This is a genomic window from Sphingomonas sp. 37zxx, assembly GCF_000786205.1.
Classification (GTDB): Bacteria; Pseudomonadota; Alphaproteobacteria; order Sphingomonadales; family Sphingomonadaceae; genus Sphingomonas.
This window is the reverse complement of record NZ_JROH01000028.1, coordinates 1-19722: the sequence shown is the minus strand read 5'-3', so window position 1 is coordinate 19722 and position 19722 is coordinate 1. Positions and strand designations below refer to the sequence as shown.

Annotated in this window: 24 protein-coding genes; 10 read left to right on the top strand and 14 right to left on the bottom strand. The window is 63.7% G+C overall.

The features are described 5' to 3' along the window. Positions 1 to 57: 57 nt before the first annotated feature. From rpoN to QU44_RS11750, 6 genes are all read right to left on the bottom strand, one after another. Positions 58 to 1554 carry an RNA polymerase factor sigma-54 gene (rpoN, locus tag QU44_RS11775; protein ID WP_033922405.1) on the bottom strand — a complete coding sequence of 499 codons (1497 nt, stop codon included), beginning with the start codon at positions 1552 to 1554 and terminating at the stop codon, positions 58 to 60. 57 nt (positions 1555 to 1611) lie between these two features. Next, entirely contained in the window at positions 1612 to 2388 is a 777-nt protein-coding gene (gene lptB / locus QU44_RS11770) for an LPS export ABC transporter ATP-binding protein (protein WP_033922441.1), read from the bottom strand. 114 nt (positions 2389 to 2502) lie between these two features. Next, entirely contained in the window at positions 2503 to 3045 is a 543-nt protein-coding gene (locus QU44_RS11765; protein WP_033922403.1) for an LptA/OstA family protein, read from the bottom strand. Beyond that, complete coding sequence (gene lptC / locus QU44_RS11760; RefSeq protein ID WP_033922401.1) at positions 3045 to 3689, bottom strand: LPS export ABC transporter periplasmic protein LptC; 645 nt, start codon at positions 3687 to 3689, stop codon at positions 3045 to 3047. Before lptC ends, QU44_RS11765 begins: the two co-directional genes overlap by 1 nt. Further along, positions 3682 to 4302, bottom strand: coding sequence for a ribonuclease D (locus tag QU44_RS11755; protein ID WP_033922399.1), 621 nt, complete (start codon positions 4300 to 4302; stop codon positions 3682 to 3684). The genes lptC and QU44_RS11755 overlap by 8 nt, the downstream gene beginning before the upstream one ends. 48 nt (positions 4303 to 4350) lie before the next feature. Next, on the bottom strand, positions 4351 to 5166 hold the full coding sequence (locus QU44_RS11750; RefSeq protein ID WP_033922397.1) for a TerC family protein: 816 nt from the start codon (positions 5164 to 5166) through the stop codon (positions 4351 to 4353). A gap of 211 nt (positions 5167 to 5377) precedes the next feature. Here QU44_RS11750 and QU44_RS18880 point away from each other — a divergent pair, with 211 nt between their 5' ends. The 3 genes from QU44_RS18880 (at position 5378) to QU44_RS11735 (ending at position 8068) form a co-directional block, all read left to right on the top strand. After that, positions 5378 to 6196, top strand: a complete 819-nt coding sequence (locus tag QU44_RS18880) for a cold-shock protein (RefSeq protein WP_033922396.1) — start codon at positions 5378 to 5380, stop codon at positions 6194 to 6196. Positions 6197 to 6293: 97 nt separating this feature from the next. Then, on the top strand, positions 6294 to 7034 hold the full coding sequence (locus QU44_RS11740; protein ID WP_231621722.1) for a glutaminyl-peptide cyclotransferase: 741 nt from the start codon (positions 6294 to 6296) through the stop codon (positions 7032 to 7034). An 83-nt stretch (positions 7035 to 7117) separates the two neighbouring features. Then, positions 7118 to 8068 carry a glutathione S-transferase family protein gene (locus QU44_RS11735; RefSeq protein WP_033922439.1) on the top strand — a complete coding sequence of 317 codons (951 nt, stop codon included), beginning with the start codon at positions 7118 to 7120 and terminating at the stop codon, positions 8066 to 8068. Between the two features lie 120 nt (positions 8069 to 8188). Here the strand turns inward: QU44_RS11735 and QU44_RS11730 are convergent, their stop codons facing one another. From QU44_RS11730 to QU44_RS11710, 5 genes are all read right to left on the bottom strand, one after another. Continuing rightward, a complete protein-coding gene (locus tag QU44_RS11730; RefSeq protein WP_033922395.1) occupies positions 8189 to 9784 on the bottom strand; it encodes a cisplatin damage response ATP-dependent DNA ligase in 1596 nt (531 codons plus the stop codon). A gap of 12 nt (positions 9785 to 9796) precedes the next feature. Further along, positions 9797 to 9979 carry a DUF1328 domain-containing protein gene (locus QU44_RS11725; protein ID WP_033922394.1) on the bottom strand — a complete coding sequence of 61 codons (183 nt, stop codon included), beginning with the start codon at positions 9977 to 9979 and terminating at the stop codon, positions 9797 to 9799. A 202-nt stretch (positions 9980 to 10181) separates the two neighbouring features. Continuing rightward, complete coding sequence (locus QU44_RS11720) at positions 10182 to 10682, bottom strand: Dps family protein (RefSeq protein WP_033922438.1); 501 nt, start codon at positions 10680 to 10682, stop codon at positions 10182 to 10184. Between the two features lie 152 nt (positions 10683 to 10834). After that, the gene (locus tag QU44_RS11715) at positions 10835 to 11236 is read right to left on the bottom strand and encodes a VOC family protein (RefSeq protein ID WP_033922393.1); all 402 of its coding nucleotides are present in this window, start codon (positions 11234 to 11236) and stop codon (positions 10835 to 10837) included. Between the two features lie 12 nt (positions 11237 to 11248). Then, on the bottom strand, positions 11249 to 11578 hold the full coding sequence (locus QU44_RS11710) for an ArsR/SmtB family transcription factor (RefSeq protein ID WP_231621724.1): 330 nt from the start codon (positions 11576 to 11578) through the stop codon (positions 11249 to 11251). Between the two features lie 35 nt (positions 11579 to 11613). On the opposite strand from QU44_RS11710, the gene QU44_RS11705 reads away from it, so the two are divergent. Then, the gene (locus QU44_RS11705; protein WP_033922392.1) at positions 11614 to 12504 is read left to right on the top strand and encodes a PhzF family phenazine biosynthesis protein; all 891 of its coding nucleotides are present in this window, start codon (positions 11614 to 11616) and stop codon (positions 12502 to 12504) included. 127 nt (positions 12505 to 12631) lie between these two features. Then, positions 12632 to 12799, top strand: coding sequence for a 50S ribosomal protein L33 (gene rpmG, locus QU44_RS11700; protein WP_033922433.1), 168 nt, complete (start codon positions 12632 to 12634; stop codon positions 12797 to 12799). Positions 12800 to 12842: 43 nt separating this feature from the next. On the opposite strand, the gene QU44_RS11695 is transcribed toward rpmG, so the two are convergent. Further along, positions 12843 to 13205, bottom strand: a complete 363-nt coding sequence (locus QU44_RS11695) for a response regulator (protein WP_033922432.1) — start codon at positions 13203 to 13205, stop codon at positions 12843 to 12845. A 38-nt stretch (positions 13206 to 13243) separates the two neighbouring features. Here QU44_RS11695 and QU44_RS11690 point away from each other — a divergent pair, with 38 nt between their 5' ends. From QU44_RS11690 to QU44_RS11670, 5 genes are all read left to right on the top strand, one after another. Further along, complete coding sequence (locus tag QU44_RS11690) at positions 13244 to 13519, top strand: DUF3572 domain-containing protein (protein ID WP_052134742.1); 276 nt, start codon at positions 13244 to 13246, stop codon at positions 13517 to 13519. Beyond that, a complete protein-coding gene (locus QU44_RS11685) occupies positions 13519 to 14145 on the top strand; it encodes a hypothetical protein (protein ID WP_033922390.1) in 627 nt (208 codons plus the stop codon). The genes QU44_RS11690 and QU44_RS11685 overlap by 1 nt, the downstream gene beginning before the upstream one ends. Positions 14146 to 14162: 17 nt before the next feature. Next, entirely contained in the window at positions 14163 to 14627 is a 465-nt protein-coding gene (locus tag QU44_RS11680; protein WP_033922388.1) for a RidA family protein, read from the top strand. A gap of 195 nt (positions 14628 to 14822) precedes the next feature. Further along, on the top strand, positions 14823 to 15665 hold the full coding sequence (locus QU44_RS11675; RefSeq protein ID WP_033922386.1) for a TorF family putative porin: 843 nt from the start codon (positions 14823 to 14825) through the stop codon (positions 15663 to 15665). A gap of 143 nt (positions 15666 to 15808) precedes the next feature. Continuing rightward, positions 15809 to 17659: a CocE/NonD family hydrolase gene (locus QU44_RS11670; RefSeq protein ID WP_033922384.1), complete on the top strand. Its 1851-nt coding sequence runs from the start codon at positions 15809 to 15811 to the stop codon at positions 17657 to 17659. Between the two features lie 9 nt (positions 17660 to 17668). Here the strand turns inward: QU44_RS11670 and QU44_RS11665 are convergent, their stop codons facing one another. Beyond that, the gene (locus tag QU44_RS11665) at positions 17669 to 18430 is read right to left on the bottom strand and encodes an ABC transporter permease (protein ID WP_033922383.1); all 762 of its coding nucleotides are present in this window, start codon (positions 18428 to 18430) and stop codon (positions 17669 to 17671) included. A 294-nt stretch (positions 18431 to 18724) separates the two neighbouring features. Then, the gene (locus QU44_RS11660) at positions 18725 to 19660 is read right to left on the bottom strand and encodes an ABC transporter ATP-binding protein (RefSeq protein WP_033922429.1); all 936 of its coding nucleotides are present in this window, start codon (positions 19658 to 19660) and stop codon (positions 18725 to 18727) included. Positions 19661 to 19722 lie beyond the last annotated feature (62 nt).

Sequence of the window (19722 nt, the reverse complement as noted above, 5' to 3'; positions counted from 1 at the left end):
GGGAGAGGGAGGGAGCGCGAAGCGCCGATAGGGTGAGGGCCTGTCGCCGCGTGAGAACTACCCCTCCAGCGCCTTCGCCCGCCGCCGCTGCACCGAACTGCCGATCCCCAGCGCCTCGCGATATTTCGCCACCGTCCGCCGCGCGATGTCGAACCCGCGCGCGTTGAGCAGTTCGACCAGCGTGTCGTCGGACAGGATTTTCTTGGGCTCCTCGGCGGCGATCAGCGCGCGGATCGCGCTCTTGACCGCCTGCGCCGACACCGCTTCGCCGCCATCGGCCGATTGGATCGCAGAGGTGAAAAAGAATTTCAGCTCGAACAGACCGCGCGCGCAGCTCAGATATTTGTTGCTCGTCACCCGGCTGACGGTCGATTCGTGCATCTCGATCGCCTCGGCGACTCGCGCCAGCGTCAGCGGGCGCAAATGCGCGACGCCGTGCAGGAAAAACGCCTCCTGCTGCTTCACGATCTCGCTCGCCACCTTGATGATCGTGCGTTGCCGCTGGTCGAGCGCCTTCACCAGCCAATTGGCGCTGGTGAGGCAATCGGACAGCCAGCTCTTGGACGCCTTGTCATGGCTGCCGCCCGACAATTCGACATAATAAGCCCGATTGACCAGCACGCGCGGCAGGGTGGCGGCGTTGATCTCGACCGCCCATCCAGCGCCGCGCCGCGCAACGAACAGATCGGGCACCACCGCCTGCGACGGTTCGCCGCCATAACGACAGCCGGGCTTGGGATCATAGCTTCGCAATTCGCGGATCATGTCGGCCATGTCCTCGTCATCGACGCCGCACATCCGCTTGAGCTGTGCCAATTGACCGCGCGCGACCAGATCGAGATTGTAGATCAGCCGCGCCATGCACGGATCATAGCGATCGGCTTCCTTGGCTTGCAGCGCCAGGCATTCGGACAGGTTGCGCGCGCCCACCCCGGTCGGGTCGAACGTCTGGATGACCCCCAGCACCGCCTCGACCCGCGCCAGCGGAACGCCCAGTCGATTGGCGACGTCGAGCAGCGACACCGTCAGATACCCGCACTCGTCGATCTGGTCGATCAGATGCGCTGCGATGAACAGGTCGCCGCCCGCCACGGCGGTGCCCGCCTGCCCCATCAAATGATCGGCAAGGCTGATGTCAGTCGCCGCGAAACTGTCGAAATCCAGCCCGTCTTCGCCCACACCGCCGCCGCTGCCCGAGCCGTTCAGCCCAAGCCCACCATCCAGGCTGCCGATCGAATCGGCGGCGCTGTCGTCGCTGCGATTGGCGATCGCCAGCTCGCCGTCGAACACCGGCTCGCTGTCGCTGCCGCCTACGGGCAGTTCGTCGGCAGGCACCGGATCGCCGCCGACCGGCGTGGCGATGATCATGTCGCCGCCATCACCATCATCGCCGCCGCCGGTGCTTTCCAGCAACGGATTGCGCTCCAGCTCCTCGGCGATAAAGCCTTCGACCTCGAGGTTCGACAGCGCCAGCAGCTTGATCGCCTGCTGCAATTGCGGCGTCATCACCAGCGATTGCGACTGGCGTATATCGAGGCGCGGGGCGAGGCTCATCAGGCTCGCCGCTTGCCGTTCAGACCAGACGGATGGGATGCTACATCCATCATCACACTACAGCGAGAAGCCCTCGCCCAGATACAGCCGCCGGACATTGGCGTCGGCGACCAGCTCCTCGGGCGATCCGGCGAACAGCACCCGGCCGTCATAGATGATGTAGGCGCGATCGACGATTTCGAGCGTTTCGCGGACATTGTGATCGGTGATCAGCACGCCGATGTCGCGCTGTTTCAGGTCGCGCACCAGATCGCGAATGTCGGCGATCGAAATCGGGTCGATGCCCGCGAACGGTTCATCGAGCAGCATGATCGACGGGTTCGCCGCCAGCGCGCGCGCGATTTCGGCGCGCCGCCGCTCACCGCCCGACAGCGCCATTGCCGGCGAATCGCGCAACCGGGTAAGCCCGAATTCGTCGAGCAGCGTATCGAGCCGCGCCATCCGCACAGTCTTGTCGGGCACCGCCAGTTCGAGCACCGCCAGAATATTCTTCTCGACCGTCAGCCCGCGAAAGATCGAGGTTTCCTGCGGCAGATAGCCAAGGCCCAGGATCGCGCGGCGATACATTGGCAGCGCGGTAATGTCCTCGCCATCGAGCATGATGCGTCCGGCATCGGGCTTCACCAGCCCCATCACCGAATAAAAGCTGGTGGTCTTGCCCGCGCCATTGGGGCCGAGCAGACCGACGACTTCGCCGCGCCCCACGCTCATCGAGACGTCGGAAAGGACGACTTTTTTGTCATAGGCCTTGGCGATCGACACGACCGACAGCCCCGAATCGACCGGCTTTTCGACCACCGGTTCGATCGTCTCCAGCGTGGTCACGTCGTCCATCATCATCCCCTGCGCCGCCCGTGCGGCAACGCTATGTCGCGCATCGTCATGGCGCTTGGCAAGCTTCGTGCATGAAACAGCGGATATGGCTTGGTGCAGATCCGCGCGGCGCGGTTAGCGCTGCGGCACCGTAAACCGCCCGGTCACCCGGCCCTGCCGCCGCTCGACGCCGTTTTCGGCAGGCGATGTCGCGCCGGTTGCGCCCGTGGTCGATCCGTCGAGCGTCGCGCGCCCGGTATCGAGGTTGATCGACAGCCGCCCGCCGCGCAGCGTGTTGTTGCCCTGAATCAGCGAAACATCGCCCAGCATCGTCAGCACTCGCTTGTTCAGGTCGTACACGCCATATTGCGCCCGTGCGCGCTGGGTTGGGCGCACCACCGTCACCCCGCCCGAGGCATCGAGCCGCGACACCTGCGGCGATCCACCGATCACCTGCCCGGTATAGGCAACGGTCACCCGTGCGGCGGTGAGCGTCAGATCGGCCTGGCGGATAGTAACGCCCCCCGACAGTACAGCGCGATTGGCGCGATCCTGCAATTCCAGATTCTCGGCGGCAAAATCGATCGGCGCGTTGGTATCGTGCCGCTGTGCCGCAGCAGGGGTCGCCCACAGCGAGGCAGCCGCGATCAGGGCGGATAAATGGGGCGCGCGTTTCATCATCGCCTATTTGCGCGCTCGGGCACAATCCGCAAGCGGGCATTGCCGCTGAGCTTCACCGTGCGTGCTTCCAGATCGGCGCTCAGCCGGTCGCCGCTGAACGTCCCCTGCGGCGTGGTGCCGCTGACCGCGCTGCCCGATTGCAGTTGGCGGGTCTTGAGGTCGATCGTCGCATCGCTTGTGTCGAGGGCATAGCCATCGGCGGCACGGAACTCGATCGGCCCCTGCATCGTCACCTGCTCGCGCTCCATATCATAACGACCGCGATCGGCGCGAAGCGTGGCGGGGCCACCCTTCATGCCAAGCGCCGCCGACAGCTTGTTCAGGTCGACGACTCGCTCAGCCGAGCTTTTCTGGATCGCGGACCCAGCGTCGAGCACGAACGGCTTGCCCTCGCTATCGGCCCCTTGGTAGCGTGCAGCCTGGATTCGCATCCGTTCCTCCGCGACGTCGACCTTGTTCTTGTCGAGCACGAACGACACGTCGCCGCCCATGAACAAAGGTGCCATCACCAGGAACGCCGCGAGGATGCCGATTCCCATCGGCAGCAGCACCTGCGCCACCTTCACCATCGCATCATGACTGCCACCGGGTGCCGCCCAGCGTTGCCGCTGCGACCGCACCCGGCGGGCAATGTCAGACATGCGCGAAAATATCCGTTTCGGGCCAACCCGCCAGATCGAGATCGGCGCGATGCGGCAGGAAATCGAAGCAAGCCTGCGCCAGCGCCATCCGCCCTTCGCGCTCCAGCCGGCGATCAAGCTCGGCCTTCATCGCGTGCAGATACCGGACATCGGACGCGGCATATTCCTTTTGCGCGTCGGTGAGCACCGGATTGCCCCAATCGGAGGATTGCTGCGCCTTTGACAGTTCCTGCCCCAGCAATTCGCGCACCAATTCTTTCAGGCCGTGGCGATCGGTATAGGTGCGAACGAGCCGCGAGGCGATCTTGGTGCAATATACCGGGGCCGCGACGGTGTGCAGATAATGCCGGATCGCGGCCAGATCGAACCGCGCGAAATGATACAGTTTCAGCCGGTCGGGATCGCCCAGCACCGCGCGCAAATTAGGCGCGGCATAATCGCTGTCGGTGCCGAAACGCACCAGATGTTCGGTGCCCGAGCCATCCGAAAGCTGGACGACGCACAAGCGATCGCGTGGGGTGATCAGCCCCATCGTCTCGGTATCGACGGCGATCGCGGCCCCCGGCGCAAAAGTGCCGGCGGGCAAATCTTCTTCATGCAGATATACGGTCATCACGCCCGCATAGGCGGGCGTGGATGAACGCTCAATGGGCGATTCGGTTTATTCGACCTTGCCGCTGCGGACGTTCTGCAAATGCGCTTCCTTGCGCAACCGCGCCCGGCGGTTGAAGATGTTGAGCATTTCCACCAACGCCGAAAACGCCATCGCGGCATAGATATAGCCCTTGGGCACATGCACGCCGAAGCCCTCGGCGATCAGGACCATGCCGATCATCAGCAGGAATCCCAGCGCCAGCATGACGACCGTGGGGTTCTGGGCGATGAAATTACCCAGCGGATCGGCGGCCAGCAGCATCACCGCCACCGCCACGATCACCGCGACATACATGATCTCGACATGATCGGTCATGCCGACGGCGGTCAGGATCGAATCGATCGAAAACACGATGTCGAGCAACACGATCTGCACAATCGCCGCACTGAAGGCGGTTTCGGCGACCTTTTTCTTGTCGAGCAAATCATCCGATACGCCGGTATCGACCGAATGATGAATTTCCTTGGTGGCCTTCCACACCAGGAACAGCCCGCCGACGATCAGGATCAGGTCGCGCCACGAGAACAACGTCTCGAACGCCGGCCGCCCATATTCGTCGATCGGCCCGACGATGCCGAGGTCGAACACCGGCGCGGTCAGCCCGACGATCCACGCGACCATCGTCAACAGGATCAACCGCATCACCAGCGCCAGCGCGATACCGATTCGCCGCGCTTTTTGCCGCTGCGCTTCAGGCAATTTGTTCGAGATGATCGAGATGAAGATCAGATTGTCGAGGCCGAGCACGACCTCCATGATGATCAACGTGACCAACGCCGCCCAAGCGGCGGGATCGGCAAGTAGCGCTGCTATACTGTCCATAAGCCGGGCTCTGTACCCGTGCATTTCATCGCCCCGCAAGCAGCGTTCGCCACATGCGCCATAATTGCGACGATTTCATTCGCCCGCATGCATTTTTTCGGATATGTAATTGCAGTGGCGCGAGGTTCCGAAGCGCCCAGACACTTGCGTTTTTCGTCCGGCGCCAGGGTTTAAGGATATGAATCGGGCGATCGGGAAGACGAACAGGGCAATGAGTTTCGATCGAGGGCGCGGCAACGGGCGCGGTGGGCGCGGCAAAGACAAGCGCGAGTTTTTCGGCGATGAAGGCGGCGGCGGTGGCGGCGGCTTCCCGAGCTACGGCGGCGGTGGCGGCGGTGACCGCTTCGGCGGCGGTGGTGGCGGCGGCTTCGGTGGCGGCGGTGATCGCTTCGGCGGCGGCGGTGGTTTCGGCGGCGGTGGTGGCGGCGGCTTTCGTGGCGGCGGCGCTGGTGCCGGCGGCGGCGGCGGTGGTCGCGGCATGCCCCCCCAGGTCGTCGGCGAGGCGACCGGCGTGGTCAAGTTCTTCAACGCGCAAAAGGGCTTCGGCTTTGTCGTGCGCGATGACGGCGGCGAAGATGTGTTCGTCCACATCTCGGCAGTCGAGCAAGCCGGGCTTACCAGCTTGGCCGAAGGTCAGCCGATGGGCTTTACGCTGGTCGATCGTGGCGGTCGGATCTCGGCAACCGATCTGAAGATCGATGGCGAGCCGATGGCGGTTTCGGATCGCGGCCCGCCGCGTGACGCAGCCCCCGGCGGCGCACGTGGTTCGGCAGGTGCAGGTGCAGGTGCAGGTGGCCCACAGCGCCAGCTCACTGGCGAGCGTTCGAGCGGTACGGTCAAGTTCTTCAACGCGATGAAGGGCTTCGGCTTTATCCAGCGCGATGATGGCCAGCCCGATGCGTTCGTACACATCTCGGCAGTCGAGCGTGCAGGCATGATCTCGCTCAACGAAGGCGACCGTCTCGAGTTCGAACTCGAAGTCGATCGTCGCGGCAAATATGCCGCAGTCAATCTGAACCCGTCGCAGTAACCAGCGCGCAAGCGCTGGCACCGTGATGGTGCTGAATCGACTATCTCATATCGCCGCGTCGGTTCTTATCGGCGCGGCGTTATGCTGTCTGGCTCCCGTGAAGGCGCAGGACACCCCAGCTCCAGCCCCGGCCCCAGCCTGCTCCATTCCGCCGCTCGAACAGGCCAGCATCGTCGCGCGCCTGCCGCATGATCCGCTGGCCTTCACCCAGGGGCTGCTTTGGCATGACGGCGCGTTGTTCGAGAGTGTCGGCCAGACGGGCCGCTCCGAAGTGCGGCGGGTCGATCCTGCCACCGGCAAAATCAGCGCGCGGCGAGCGATCCCCCGCCAGCAATTCGCCGAAGGGCTGGCGCTGATCGGCGACGAGCTGGTGCAGCTCACCTGGACCAGCGGCATCGCGCATCGCTACGCCGTCCGCAACCTTCGCCCGCGCGGCAGCTTTCGCTATACCGGCGAAGGCTGGGGCCTGACGACGCTGGGCGATCGACTGGTGCGATCCGATGGCAGCGACGTGCTCACCTTCCACGCCCCCGCCGATTTCGCCGAAACCGCACGGATCGCAGTGCGCCTGGGTGACCGAAAGCTCATCGAATTGAACGAGCTGGAAGCGATCGATGGCGCGATCTACGCCAATGTCTGGATGCAGCCGGCGATCGTCGCGATCGATCCCACGACCGGCTGCGTCACCCGCCGGATCGACTTGTCGGCGCTGGTGGCCGAAATCGGTTTGACCGACGAGGATTCGGTGCTCAACGGCATCGCCTGGGACGCGCAGCACCGGCGGTTGTTCGTCACCGGCAAATACTGGCCGACCCTGTTCGAGATCGCGCTTCGCTGACGCGAAACCGAGCGTTTCAATGGCGGAAGCGGATCGCTCGCCTTCCTCGCCGGTTCGTTCTTCATAAGCATAGGAGCATGACGATGGGTCAATTGACCGACGGACGCTGGAGCAACGAACAACCGGTCGCGCCGACCGATGAGAAGGGCGATTTCCAGCGCGCCGATTCGACCTTCCGCGATTGGCTCACCGCCGACGGCTCGCCCGGCCCCGATGGCCAGCGCGGCGTACGCGCCGAAGCCGATCGCTTTCACCTTTATGTCAGCCTCGCCTGCCCCTGGGCACACCGCACCTTGATCGTCCGCGCGCTCAAGGGGCTCGAGGATTTGCTGCCGGTCACCGTCGTCGGCCCGATCATGGGCGAGCACGGCTGGAGCTTTCAGCGCGCATTCGGCGGCACCGGCGATCCGCTCTACGGCTTCGATCACTTGCACCAGATCTACACCCGCAACGATCCGAAAATGTTGGGCAAGGTGACCGTGCCGGTGCTGTGGGACCGCAAGGAAGCGCGGGTCGTGAACAACGAATCTTCCGAAATCATCCGCATGTTCAACACCGCGTTCGACGATCTCGGCGCGAAACCCGGCGATTTCTATCCTGCCGAACTCCGCGGCGAGATCGACGCGGTCAACGACCGGGTGTATCAAACGGTCAATAATGGCGTCTATCGCGCGGGCTTCGCCAAGCAGCAGACGGCGTATGAAAAGGCCGCCCGCGCGCTGTTCGAATCGCTCGACTGGCTGGAGGGGCACCTCGACGGTCGCGAATGGCTGGTCGGCGACCGGATGACCGAGGCCGATATCCGGTTGGTCACCACGCTGATGCGCTTCGATCCGGTGTATCACGGCCATTTCAAATGCAATTGGCGGCGGATCGTCGACTATCCGCGCCTGCACGGCCTGATGGAGCGGATGATGGCGGTGCCCGGCATCGCCGAAACGGTCGACCTCGACCACATCAAGACACATTATTATCGCAGCCATCCCGACGTGAACCCCACCGGCATCGTGCCGATCGGCCCTGCGTCGATCTGAGGTTTCATCGGCAACAACCTCGTCATTCCCGCGAACGCGGGAATCCATAACGGCTGCACTGGATTATGGATTCCCGCCTTCGCGGGAATGACGAAATGAAAAGCCGGACCTGACTGTGCTTCAAGTCGCGAGGCGCAGCAAGGCTTCGATGTGATCGGCTTCCCCCGCAGGCTTGTCCTTGCGGATTCGCGCGATGCGGGGGAAGCGCATCGCCACCCCCGATTTGTGCCGCTTCGAGGCGTGGATCGAATCGAACGCGACTTCGAGCACCAGGGTCTTTTCGACCTCGCGTACCGGGCCGAATCGCGCGACGGTGTTGTTGCGGACAAAACGATCGAGCCATTTCAGCTCCTCGTCGGTGAAGCCCGAATAGGCCTTGCCCACCGGCAATAGCTGGCCGTCGGGCGTCCAGCAGCCGAAAGTATAGTCGCTGTAGAAGCTCGACCGTTTTCCGCTGCCGCGCTGCGCGTACATCATCACGCAATCGGCAACGAGCGGATCGCGTTTCCATTTATACCACAGCCCCACGCGCCGCCCGGTGACATAGGGAGAGTCGCGCCGCTTGAGCATCACCCCCTCGATCGCCGAATCGCGCGCGCCGTCGCGGATCGTGGTGAGTGCGGCGAAATCGGCGGCTTCGATCACTCGGCTGAGATCGAAGCGGTCGGGGTCGAGCGCGGCGACGAACGGCTCCAGCCGCGCCCGCCGCGCGTGCCAGGGAAGTTCGCGCAGGTCTTCGGGGCCGTCGAACAAGATGTCGTATAGCCGGACAAAGGCGGGATACTCCGCCTGCATCTTGGCCGAAACCGTCTTGCGCCCCAGCCGCTGCTGCAGCGCGTTGAAGCTCGCCGCGCCGCCGCCCTCATCGAGAGTCCCACCCTGCGCCTCGCCCTTCACCAGCAATTCGCCGTCGAGCACGCCGGGGGTGCGATAGGCAGCCGCCACCTCGGGAAAACTCCCGGTGATGTCGTCGCCGGCGCGACTATAGAGTCGCGTCTCGCCCGCGACATGGACGATCTGGACGCGAATGCCGTCCCATTTCCATTCGGCGGCATAGTCGGCCAGATCGACCTGCGTCTCCTCCAGCGGATGCGCGAGCATGAAGGAGCGGAACACCGGGATGTCGGTCGTGCTCGGCTGGGTGCCGCGCCCCTCGGCCCATGCGAACAAGCTGTCATAGGGCGCGTCGAGCCCGTGCCAGACTTCCTCGACCGCCTCGACATCGATGCCGAACGCCTGCGCCAGCGCGGTTTTGGCAAGCCGCGCCGATACCCCCACCCGCAACCCGCCGGTGGCGAGTTTGAGCAGCGCATAGCGTTCGTCCGAATCTAACTGGTCGAGCATGTCGGCAAGGATCGCCGGCGCATCGGCGCGGCTAAGGCTGCCCAGCTGCTCGATCACCCGCGCGACGGTCAGCACCTCGGCATCGGCGGCACGCGCAGGATTTTCGGGCCAGAGCAGGGCTACGGTCTCGGCGGTATCGCCGACGAAATCGCGGCTCATCGCGAACAGTACCGGATCGGTGCGCTCGGCGATCAGCGCGCGGACGGTGCCAGATTTCACCGCGGGCAAATCGAGATCACCCGTCAACGCAGCGAGCGCCCAACCCCGGTCGGGATCAGGCGTCTCGCGTAGATACTGGCCGATCAACGCCAGCTTGGCGTTGCGCGACCGGGTATAGATCAGCCGATCGAGCAGATCGGCAAAAGCGCGCATCGCGGCTCAGGGTTAAAGCGAGTTCTTTACCTTATTGCCCGCCATCAGTCCCAGCACCAGCAGGACGACAAAGATCGCGACTGCAATGAAGAACAGAATCTTGGCAATTTCGATGAACGCGCCACCAATACCGCCAAAGCCGAGGACCGCCATTACCAGGCCGACCACCAGAAATATTACTGCCCAACGCATCATGTCTTGTCTCCCTACTGTGTAACCGAAACAACCAAGTAAGCGCCGGAAAGGTTCCAGGCGGTGCGCGATTGGTTGGCAGGCGGGCGATGACCGCACCTCGACGATGCCGGTTTGCGCCGATCTGGCCCGAGTAAGCACAGCCGACAGAATTGCCCCCCGGCTGCTTGGCAACCGGGGGACTGGTCTTCACCGCACTACGTCATCAGCCCTTGCGGCTTGACTCGAACAGAAACCAGGCGCGCTCTTCGGCCTGGTCGGTCCAGTCGTCGAGAATGCCGCTGGTGGCATTGTCCTTGGCTTCATCGACAATGTCCTTAGCTTCGCGCAGCAGTTCGACCAGCGCCAGATTATCCTCGCGCAGTTCGACCAGCATGTCGGCCGCCGACACGAAATCCTGGTCGTTGTCCTTGATCGTCTGGTGGCGGGCGATGTCGCCGATCGAGCGCAGCGTCGTGTTGCCGGTCTTGCGGACTCGCTCGGCGATGTCGTCGGTGGTGGCGAGGATCTGTGCCGCCTGATCGTCGAGCATCAGGTGATAGTCGCGGAAATGCGGACCCGACACATGCCAATGGAAGTTCTTGGTCTTCAGATAGAGCGCAAAGCTGTCGGCCAGAATGCCGTTGAGCGCCTGCGCCACGGTCTTGGCGTCATTGGCACCAAGGTCGGTCGGGGTCTTCAATGCGGGGTTGGTCGTGTCAGCCATGCCATGCTCCATCCATGCGAAAAGTCGGTTCGGGTGGCTAACGATCGGCCCGCCAATTGGCTCCAACCAGCACGACGATCATTGCCATCGGAGCAATAGATAAGAAGGGAGGTGGCAAGGTTCGAGGTCGGAATAACGATTGCTCGCGCCGATCAAACAGCGTCGGGGCGAAACACGACATGCACCTTGTTGCCGTCGGGATCGCGCAGATAGGCCCCGAAATAGCCCGGCGCATATTGCGGGCGGGGGCCCGGTGCGCCGGCATCGACGCCGCCATGTTCGATGGCCGCGGCATAGGCCATCTCGACCGCCTGAGCAGACGGAGCGAGGAAAGCGACCATGCCGCCATTGCTGGGCGATGCGGGCCGACCATCGAACGGCAGATAAGCATAAAAATAGGGCAGCCCGGCACCGGGCACATGCCAGCTCAGCGACGGCGGACCGCCATCGGCCGTCACTGGCCGCCGGGCAAAGCCGAGGGGTAGCAGCAGCGAATCATAAAAAACGCCCGCGCGATCGAGGTCGCAAACGCCGACGGTGATGTGGCTGAACATCGCGCACTTCCCTCAAATATCGCCGACGATCGCCATCAGCGCGCCGATTCGTTCGGGATCGCGGCGATAAAAGGTCCATTGCTTGATCCGTTTCGCCGTCACCAGCCCGCTGGCCTGAAGCACCCGCATATGCTCGCTCAGGGTCGATGCGTTGATGCCCAGCTTTTCAGCGATCAGCTGGCCGCACACTCCGTCGGTCACCAGATCGCCGTCGCGTTGCGGGGGGAAATGGGCGACCGGGTCTTTAAGCCAGCCAAGGATCTGCAAACGGCGATCATTGCCAAGCGCGCGGAACAGTTCTGCTTCCTGCATTTGGCTGGTTTGCCAATCGACGAAATGCATGTCAATCAATCGTCGATCCCTGCCGGAGCCAAGCCATGCCGATGCTGCCTTTCCACACCACCGATGTGTTCACCGACATCCGTTTCGGCGGCAACCCGCTGGCCGTCGTGCTGAACGGCGAATCGCTCGATTCGGCGACGATGCAGGCGATCGCCGCCGAGTTTAACCTCAGCGAGACGACATTCGTCCTCCCCCCGGCCAATCCCGCCAACACTGCGCGTATCCGCATTTTCAACCGGACCGCCGAGATGGCCTTTGCCGGGCATCCGATGGTAGGCACCGCCTTCATCCTGGCAAGGTTGCAGCCCGACCTTGCCGAGGCCGCGTTCGAGATACCGGCAGGGCTGGTCCGGGTGCGGATCGATCGCGATGCCGCCGGCCAAGCCATCGGGGCGATGATCGCCGCGCCGCAGCCGCTGAGCATCGGCACGACAATCGCGCCCGACGTAATCGCGGCGGTACTGGGCCTCGCCCCCGGCGATGTCGTGACGGCGGCGCACCCCCCGATCGTCGCATCGACCGGCAACCCCTATGTCATCGCCGAATTGACCAGCGAAGCGCTGGCGCGTTGCTCACCCGATCTGGGGGCATTCAAGGCAGCGCTCGCCGCCCACCCCGAACAGGGCAGCCGCTTTTCGGTGCATGTCTATTGCCGCGACGGCGGCGACACGCTGCGCGCGCGCATGTTCGCGCCGCTCGCCGGCACCTGGGAAGATCCGGCAACCGGCAGCGCCAACGCGCCGCTCGCCTGCCTGTTGCTGTCGCTGAACGCCGATGCCGACCGTCTTTCGCTACGGATACATCAGGGCGTCGAGATGGGCCGACCCAGCCTGTTACGGGTTGAGGCCAGCCGCACGCCGGAAGGAATTGTGGCGACACTGCGCGGCACCTGTATTCCAGTGATGCACGGCGAGCTTTGCGTCTAACGCCAAGCGCATCGCCTTGACATTCGCGTGTCACTGCCGCATGCGCTCGCATCAATCGGCGGCCGCTTCGATGCGTGCCGCCTTTCGCATTTTCGCCTTATGGCATCACGAAGACAAGGATTGGGCCATGGCCAAGCCGACTACCGTAAAGATCCGGCTGGTAAGCACCGCCGACACCGGCTTCTTCTATGTGACGAAGAAGAACCCGCGCAACCAGACCGAGAAGATGTCGTTCCGCAAGTACGATCCGGTCGTGCGCAAGCATGTCGAGTTCAAGGAAGCCAAGATCAAGTGATCTTGATTGCCCTCTCCTGCCGCGCGGGAGAGGGATTTGGCGATCACGCCAGCGCGCGTATTTCGTCCATGAACCGCATCACCGAAATCGGTTTCGAGACATAGGCGGTCGCGCCAGCCGCGCGAATCCGATCTTCGTCGTCGCGCCCCGAATAGGCGGTCACCGCCATGATCGGGATTGCGCGCAGTCGCGGATCGGCCTTCATCCGCTGGATGAGTTCATAACCGCTGACGTGCGGCAACTGAATGTCCATTACCACCAGGTCGGGCATCACCTCGCGCGCGCGCGCCACCGCCTCGCGCCCGTCGCGCACCGGCTCGGCGATATAGTTGTGCGCGCGTAGCAGATCGCAAAACAGCTTGAGGTTCAGCTCGTTGTCCTCGACAACCAGCACCTTCTTTGCCACGTCCGCGGTCTGTTCCTGCATAAGACGAGGGCTAGCCCATGCCGATCCGCGAGACAAATCCCGAACGCGATTCGCACCTGATCGCGTTGCAGGCGCTGGTATGGGCGCTGGCCGAACCGCGCCGGGCCGAACGATTGCTGGACACCACCGGGCTGAACCCGCAATCGCTGCGCGACGGCGCGGGCGATCCCGCGATATTGGCGGCGGCGCTTGGGTTTCTGGAAGCGCATGAGCCCGATCTGATCGCCTGCGCTAACGAATTGGGCATCTCGCCCGCGCTGCTGGTACAGGCCCGCGAGGCATTGGAGCAATGATGAAGCCGCTGCTGATCTGCGATTGCGACGAAGTGTTGCTGCACATGGTGCGGCATTTCCGCACCTGGCTCGACGAAGCCCACGATATTGATTTCACGATCGGGCATGGCGATTTCTCGACCGCGATGACTAGGCGCAGCGACGGCAGCACCGTCGTGCGCGACGAGATGTGGGGGATGCTCGACGGCTTCTTCCCCGCCGAAATGGCGCGACAGACGCTGGTGCCGCATGCGCGCGAGGCGCTGGCGGTGATCGCCGAGACCGCCGACATCGTGATCCTGACCAATTTGAAGGACCATTGCCGCAGCCACCGAATCGATCAGCTCGCGGCGCACGGCATCGCCCACCGCGTCGAATGCAACCAGGGTGGTAAGGGCGATCCGGTCGCGGCCTTGGTCGCCGAACATGGCCATCCGGTGACGGTGTTCGTCGATGATCTGGCGGTGCATCACGAATCGGTCGCTCGGCATGCGCCCGGCGTCCACCGGCTGCACATGGTATCCGAACTCGAACTCGCCGCCGCGACCCCGGCTGCCGAGCATGCACATGCGCGAATCGATGACTGGCGGCTGGCGGGTGACTGGATCGCCCGGCGATTCGCTTCGGGCTTGCCCGCCGCCGCGTGACTCGGCACATCAGGCCCATGAGCGACACCATCGAAGCAAAGCTGGCCGATCTCGGCCTCACCCTCCCCACCCCCGCTGCCCCGGTGGCCGCCTATGTCCCCGCGGTGATCGCGGGCAACATGCTCCACATCTCGGGCCAGTTGCCGTTCGACGACGGCGCGCTGATGACCGGCCGAGTCGGCGAGGATCGCGATCTCGATTATGCCGCCCACGCCGCCAAGCGCTGTGCGGTGATGCTGATCGCCCAGATGAAGGCGGCGCTCGACGGCGATTTGTCGCGAGTCGCGCGGATCGTGAAGCTTGGCGTGTTCGTCAATTCGGCGGCGAGCTTCACCGATCAGGCAAAGGTTGCCAATGGCGCGTCCGAATTGATGATCGCCGCCTTTGGCGATTCGGGCCGGCATGCACGCAGCGCGGTCGGCGTGCCGGTATTGCCGCTGGGTGCGGTGGTGGAAATCGACGCGATCGTGCAGATCGCTTGATCGATCCATTGTGGCCTATTCGCCACACAAATATCCATTGATGCCTCGGATAGAAGAATAAAGTTGTGCGTTGCCGCATGTTGCGGCAACCTTACTGCGTTCAACTAGTATTCGCGCGCATGTCCCTGGACATCGGCAGACGCGGACCGTTGGGCAGCAGGAGAGAACCATCGCCTTCTACTCGAAAGGGACCCGATGCGTTTCTCTACACTGGGGCTTTCAGCCCTTCTTTTGACGTGCGCTACCCCTGCATTTGCGCAGGAAGAAACCGCACCGCCCGAACCGGTTACCGTATCGGGCAGCGTCACCCTCGCCTCCGACTATCGCTTTCGCGGCGTCTCCCAGTCCGACAAGGGCTTCGTGGTGCAGGGCGGCGCGACCGTCGCGCATGAAAGCGGCGTCTATGGCGGCTTCTGGGGCTCCAACCTTTCCGGCTGGGGTACGTTTGGCGGGCCAAATCTCGAACTCGATCTGTTCGCCGGCTACAAGATGCCGATCGGCAATGGCGGCACGCTCGATGTCGGCGCGACATGGTATATGTATCCCGATGGTGCCAACACCACCGACTTCGTCGAGCCCTATGTGAAGCTGTCGGGCACCGCCGGACCGGTATCGCTGACCGCCGGCATCTTCTATGCGCCTTCGCAGGAAGCGCTTGGCCGTGCATTCTTCACCGGCGCTGCCGCTGCGGCGGGCACGCCCGACGATCCCGGCGACAAGGAAGACAATCTCTATCTGTCGGGCGACGCCGTCGCCGCCATTCCCAATTCGCCGATCAGCCTGCGTGGCCATATCGGCTATTCGGACGGTAATCCGGGCCTTGGTCCCAATGGCACCAGCATCGCCCCCACCGGGAAATATTGGGATTACGCGCTGGGTGCGGACCTGACCTATAGCGGTCTCACCTTCGGCGTGACCTATGTCGGCACCGACATCAGCGATGCCGAGCGCGCCTATCTGCTCCCTAATTTCGCCAAGGGCGGGGTGGATAGCATTTCGGACGGCACCGTCGTCTTCTCGCTCACCGCTGCGTTCTAAGCCGAACGACTGCCAGCCTTTTCGTCATTCCCGCGCGAGCGGGGATGGCGACCGGGCCCCGACAAAGCCTCCCAGACAAAGCCTTCTCGACAAAACGCCGCGCGTGCGCTGTTCTGCCGGCATCCAACCGGAGCCTTAGCCGAATGCGCCTTTACACCCCCCTGCTCGCTCTGCTGCTTGCCACCACCGGCATCGCAAATGCCGCACCTCGGCAACAGGCAAGTGCGACCGCCCCCTTCACCTTTGAAGAAGTGATGGTGCCGATGCGCGACGGCGCACGGTTGCAGACGGTGATCCTGCGCCCGACCGGGAAGACCGGCCCGCTGCCGATCCTGTTCCAGCGCAGCCCCTATGGCGTCCCCGGTGGGGCTCCCGCGGCCATCCCCGCCGATATGCGCTTCCTGGTCGAGGACGGCTATATCCTCGTGTTCCAGAACATGCGCGGCCAGTTCAAATCCGATGGCGACTTCACCATGTCGATGGCACTCGCCCCCGCCGGATCGGACGCGGTCGATGAAGCGACCGACGGCTATGACAGCGTCGACTGGCTGGTGAAGAATGTCGCCGGCAACAATGGCAAGGTCGGCATGTGGGGGGTATCCTATCCCGGCTATGCCGCCGCAGTCGCGCTGGCCAAGCCGCATCCCGCACTCAAAGCCGTCAGCCCGCAGGCGGCGTGGAACGATTGGTGGATCAACGACGATCTCCACCGCTATGGCGCGTTCCGCCTGTCCTACGCCACCGACTGGCTGTTTTCGCTGCAGAACAACGATCAGGGCCGCGATTTCGATTATGGCGGCAAGGGTGTGGTCGATAGCTATGCCTGGTTCCTGAAGCTCGGCCCAGTCGAGAATCTCGATACGCAGTATTTCAAGGGCAGCGTGCCGATGCTGCGTTCGATCATCGATCGTTCGAATTATGATTCGTTCTGGAAGGCCAATCGCTGGACCGATCGGCTGGGCAAAACGACGGTGCCCACGCTGCACGTCGCGGGATTCTGGGACCAGGAAGACCCGCTGGGCAGCTGGAAAATCTATGAACGGATGGAGGCTGCCGATCCCGACGGCCTCAACATGATCGTCGCGGGCCCCTGGGCGCATGGCAGTTGGCGCGGGCCGGGCAGCGATGTCGGCTATATCAAGTTCGGCACCGAAAGCGGCACTGCGTTCCGCCGCGACATCGAAGCGCCGTTCTTCGCGCACTGGCTGCACGGCAAGGGCACCAAGCCAGCGTTCGAAGCGCGGATGTTCCAGAGCGGCTCCTGGGCGTGGAAGGATTATCCGCAATGGCCGCCGCGCGCCGCCGCTGTGACCAACCTGTATCTGCGCGCCGACGGCAGCCTGTCGTTCACCGCGCCCGCGGCGGGCGAGAGATGCCGCGACTATCTGTCGGACCCCGCCAATCCGGTGCCGTTCCGCGAACGTCCGATCTCGCGTACCTATCCCTCCCAGGAATGGCGCTGGTGGGAAGCCGCCGACCAGCGTTTCGTCGATGGCCGCCCCGATGTGTTGACCTATACCAGCGCACCGCTCGAGGCCGATCTGACCGTCACCGGCGCGGTTGCGGCGCGGCTGATGGCCTCGACCAGCGGCACCGACAGCGACATGGTGGTCAAGCTGATCGACGTGCTGCCCGACGATTACGAACCCGCCCCCGGCCGCGCGCTCGGCGACTATCCCAGGACGCTCAACGGCTATCAGTTCCCGATCGCGATGGAGGTCCGGCGCGGGCGCTGGCTCGAAAGCTACGAGACCGCCAAGCCCTTGGTGCCCAACAAGGTGGTGGCGTGGGACGTGCCGATGAAGGACCATGACCATGTCTTCAAGGCGGGGCACCGGATCATGGTGCAGGTCCAGTCGAGCTGGTTCCCGATGATCGACCGCAACCCGCAGAAATTCGTGCCCAATATCTACACGGCAAAGGCGGAGGATTTCGTGAAGGCGACTCAGCGGGTTTGCACTGGCTCCTATGTGACGCTGCCGGTCATGCGATAGGCAACGCCCTCACCGCTTCAGCCGGTAGCCGGTCTTGAACATCCACCCGACCAGCGCGACGCACGCCAGCAGGAACGCGAACGTCACCCCCAGGCTGAGCCAAACGCTGACATCGCCCTGACCGAAGAAACTCCAGCGAAACCCGCTCACCAGATACACGACGGGGTTGAACAGGCTCACCGTCCGCCAAGGGTCGGGCAGCATGTCGATCGAGTAAAAGGCACCGCCAAGGAACGTCAGCGGCGTGATCAGCAACGCGGGGACCAGCGACAGTTGCTCGAACCCCTTGGCCCAGATGCCGATGATGAAGCCGAACAGGCTGAAGGTCACCGACGTCAGGATCAGGAAGGCGACCATCATCGCCGGATGCTCGATCCGCAAGTCGACGAAGAAGGTCGAGGTCGCCAGGATGATCAGCCCGATCAGCATCGACTTGCTCGCCGCCGCGCCGACATAGCCGAGCAACAGCTCGAAGGTCGAAACCGGCGCCGACAGCAGTTCATAGATCGTGCCGGTGAATTTCGGGAAATAAATGCCGAACGACGCATTCGACAGGCTCTGCGTCAGCAGGGTCAGCATGATCAGCCCGGGGACGATGAAGCTGCCATAGCCGACCCCGTCAATCGCCTCCATCCGGCTGCCGATCGCACCGCCAAAGACGATGAAATACAGCGCGGTGGTGATCACCGGGGTAACGATCGATTGCCAGAAGGTGCGCCCGAAGCGCGCCATTTCAAAGCGATAGATCGCCCAAACGCCGTGGAGGTTCATGCTGCGCGCTCCGTCTGGTGCTTCCCGTCATGCCGGGCTCGACCCGGCATCCATGCGCGCCGATCGCCGCCGGCGTCTCGCCCGTACTGCGCGAATCGCATGGACCCCGGATCAAGTCCGGGGTGAAGAAGGGGTAAGGGCGCGCTCATGCCGTGCGCTCCGTCCGACACTTCCCGTCATGCCGGGCTCGACCCGGCATCCATGCGCGCCGATCACCGCCGGCGTCACGCCCGTACTGCGCGAATTGCATGGACCCCGGATCAAGTCCGGGGTGACGAAGGGATGAGGTCGCGCTCATGCCGTGCGCTCCTCGACCAGATCGACGAAAATATCCTCGAGGCTCGACTTCGACGTGTCGAGATCCTTGAACGCCACCCCCATGTCGGCGAGGCGGCGCAGCAGCGAGGGGATGCCCGTCCGCTCGGCCTGGGCATCAAAGACATAGCGCAATTTATGCCCCTCATCGATCAGCGCCAGATCCCATTCGGCAAGCTCGGGCACCACCGCGACCATCGGTTCGACCAGCGTGATCTCCATCTGGCGCTTGCCCAACTTCTTCATCAGATCGGCCTTGCGCTCGACCAGCAGCAATTCGCCCTTGTTAATGACGCCGACGCGGTCGGCCATTTCCTCGGCCTCCTCGATATAATGCGTCGTCAGGATGATCGTCACGCCGCGTTCGCGCAGCCGGTGGACCAGCTTCCACATGTCGCGGCGAAGCGACACGTCGACCCCCGCCGTCGGCTCGTCGAGGAACAGGATGTCGGGCTCATGGCTCAGCGCCTTGGCGATCAGCACCCGGCGCTTCATGCCACCCGACAATTCGAGCAGCTTGGCATCGCGCTTGTCCCACAGCGACAGGTCGCGCAGCACTTGTTCGAGATACGCATCATTGCGCTTCTTGCCGAACAGCCCGCGACTGAAGCGCACCGTGGCGATCACGCTTTCAAACGCATCAGTCGACAATTCCTGCGGCACCAGCCCGATCACCGAACGCGCATAGCGATACTCGGCCTGGGCATCGCGCCCCGCCACGGTGATCGTGCCGGTCGTCGGAGTGACGATGCCGCAGACGATCGAGATCAGCGTGGTCTTGCCCGCGCCATTGGGACCGAGCAGCGCGAAAATCTCGCCCTTGGCAATATCGAGATCGACCGATTTGAGCGCCTGGTGCCCCGAGGCATAGGTCTTGCTGACGCCGCGAATGGCGAGGATCGGATCGTTCTGCATAGGCCCCCGCGTCAGTTCGTATTCGCGATAGCTAGGGCGCGCGGCGGGGTTGGGCAAGGCGG